The sequence below is a fragment of the Leptothrix discophora genome, assembly GCF_030705305.1.
In the GTDB taxonomy this organism is placed as follows: Bacteria; Pseudomonadota; Gammaproteobacteria; order Burkholderiales; family Burkholderiaceae_C; genus Sphaerotilus; species Sphaerotilus discophorus.
This window is the reverse complement of record NZ_JAUZEE010000023.1, coordinates 1-2,431: the sequence shown is the minus strand read 5'-3', so window position 1 is coordinate 2,431 and position 2,431 is coordinate 1. Positions and strand designations below refer to the sequence as shown.

The following is a 2,431-nucleotide window of genomic DNA, read 5'->3' as shown; positions in this document are numbered from 1 at the left end:
GTCCAGCCAACTCATCTTGAACCGCATCGAAGCGAAAGCAAGGATCGTGTCCACGTAACTTAGGTGGACACGATGACAAGCGAGAAGCCGGACACCCGGCGGCGGTACAGCGCGGCGTTGAAGGCCCAGGTGGTGGCCGCTTGTGACGAGCCCGGCGCGTCGGTGGCCAAGGTAGCGATGGCCCACGGCATCAATGCCAATGTCGTGCACCGCTGGCGGCGGTTGGCGCGCGAAGGCAAGGCGACTCCGGCCAAGGCAGGCAAGTTCATCGCACTGCCGCTGATGGTGGCCCCCGAGACTGCACCGACATGCGCAGACATCCGCGTCGAATTGCGCCGCGGTGCGTTCACGATGACCATCACGTGGCCGTCCAGCGTCGCAGCGGACTTCGCGGTCTGGGCCCGCGAGCTGCTGCGGTGATCCGCGTGGACGCGGTGTGGCTGGCCTGCGAGCCGCTGGACATGCGTGCTGGCACGGAGTCGGTGCTGGCGCGAGTGGTGAAGGTCTTCGGCGCGGCCCGACCGCACCACGCCTACCTGTTTGCCAACCGGCGGGGCAATCGCATGAAGGTGCTTGTGCACGACGGGATCGGCGTATGGCTGGCCGCGCGGCGCTTGAATGTCGGGCGCTTCGTCTGGCCCCAGGACGGCCACACGCTGTCGTTGACCCGGCCGCAACTCGATGCCCTGGTGCTGGGCCTGCCGTGGCAGCGCATCGGCGAGGCAGGCGTGATCACCGTGGTGTGACGACGCAATTGACGACTCTGCCGATGGTGAGCGGTTGCGCCTGCGGGCACGATCATCGCCGTGATGGACAGCAGCAGCGCCTCGGCAATCGATCCGACCTTGGATCCCGCCTTCTCGGGCATGAGCTTCGCCGAGGTGTGCGCGCTGGCCCTGCAGCAGCAGGCCCAGATCAAGCACATCAACGCCGTCAACGCGAAGATGGCCCACGAGATGGCGGTGCTCAAGCGGCTGAAGTTCGCCGCGACCTCCGAGCGCTTCAACGCTGAGCAGAAGAGCCTGCTGGAAGAGGCCATCGACGAGGACCTGGAGGCGCTGGAACGCGAGGTGGGCCAGCTCAGCCAACCGGTCAAGCCGGTCGGTGAGAAGCAGATCCCGAAGAGGCTGCCGCTGCCGGCTCACCTGCCTCGCCACGACATCCACCACGAGCCCGCGAACACCGCCTGCACCACGCCGGGCTGCGGCTGCACGATGACGCGCATCGGCGAGGACGTCGCCGAGAAGCTGGACTACGAGCCCGGCCGCTTCAGCGTCGAGCGCCATGTGCGCGGCAAGTGGGCCTGTGCCCGTTGCCAGACGCTGACCCAGGCGCCGGTACCCGCATGCGTCATCGACAAGGGGCTGGCCACGGCCGGGCTGATGGCGCATGTGGTCGTGGCCAAGTACATCGACCACCAGCCGCTGTACCGCCAGGAAGCCATTCTTGGCCGAGCGGGCTTCGCCGTGCCGCGCTCGACGCAGGCCGAGTGGATCGGTGCCATCGGGGTGGCGCTCGCGCCGCTGGTGCAGGCCATGCGCGAGGACCTGCTCGGTCGCCGCGTGCTGCACGCCGACGAGACGCCGGTGGCGATGCTCAAGCCCGCGAACCTGCGCGACGGCAAGACGCACCGCGCCTACCTGTGGAGCTACTGCACCACCACATGGGACGACCTCAACGCCGTGGTCTTCGACTTCGCCGAGAGCCGCGCCGGACACAACGCGCGTCGCTTCCTCGGCATCGACGGGGACGGCAGCGGAGGTTGGCGCGGCACGCTGATCTGCGATGACTACGCGGGCTACAAGCAGGTCATGAACGCTGGCGTGACCGAGGCCGGCTGCCTGGCGCACGCCCGACGCAAGTTCCACGAGCTGTGGGTCAACCACCAAAGTACGCTCGCCGACGGTGCGCTCAAGCTGTTCGGTGCGCTCTACGACATCGAGCGCGAGGTCAAGGACCTGGGGCGCGACGAACGGCTGCGCAAGCGGCAAGCCCGGTCCCGCCCGGCAGCGGACCTGCTGCACGACTGGCTGATCGCCAACCGGCAGAAGGTGCCCGACGGCGGCGCGACGGCCAAGGCCATCGACTACAGCCTCAAGCGCTGGGCGGCGCTCACGCGCTTCATCGATGACGCCGACCTGGCTGCGGACAACAACCGCATCGAGAACCTCATCCGACCCATCGCGCTGGGCCGCAAGAACTGGCTGTTCGCCGGCAGCTTGCGCGCGGGTCAGCGGGCTGCGGCCATCATGAGCCTGCTGCACACGGCCCGACTCAACGGGCATGAGCCCTATGCATACCTGAAGAACGTGCTGGAGCGACTGCCGACGCAGCCGGCATCGGCGCTGCGCGCACTGCTGCCATATCGCTGGGTGCCTGGGACCTGAGCGCCGGCCGTGCCGGGGTCAAGGTGACTTTGGCGGACGCTTAC

General features: G+C 68.0%; 3 protein-coding genes. All 3 read left to right on the top strand.

The genetic code is table 11. The features are described from left to right. The first annotated feature begins 72 nt into the window (after positions 1–72). The 3 genes from tnpA (at position 73) to tnpC (ending at position 2,387) form a co-directional block, all read left to right on the top strand. Complete coding sequence (gene tnpA / locus Q8X39_RS20445) at positions 73–420, top strand: IS66-like element accessory protein TnpA (RefSeq protein WP_305751540.1); 348 nt, start codon at positions 73–75, stop codon at positions 418–420. Continuing rightward, complete coding sequence (tnpB, locus tag Q8X39_RS20440) at positions 417–746, top strand: IS66 family insertion sequence element accessory protein TnpB (RefSeq protein WP_305751539.1); 330 nt, start codon at positions 417–419, stop codon at positions 744–746. Before tnpA ends, tnpB begins: the two co-directional genes overlap by 4 nt. Positions 747–809: 63 nt before the next feature. Then, positions 810–2,387: an IS66 family transposase gene (tnpC, locus tag Q8X39_RS20435; RefSeq protein ID WP_407068045.1), complete on the top strand. Its 1,578-nt coding sequence runs from the start codon at positions 810–812 to the stop codon at positions 2,385–2,387. The last annotated feature ends 44 nt before the right edge of the window (positions 2,388–2,431 follow it).

What these genes read in the sequence shown, in the direction of transcription:
- tnpC (WP_407068045.1), top strand. Translation starts at nt 810, where the DNA reads ATGGACAGCAGCAGCGCCTCGGCAATCGATCCGACCTTGGATCCCGCC.
- tnpA (WP_305751540.1), top strand. Translation starts at nt 73, where the DNA reads ATGACAAGCGAGAAGCCGGACACCCGGCGGCGGTACAGCGCGGCGTTG.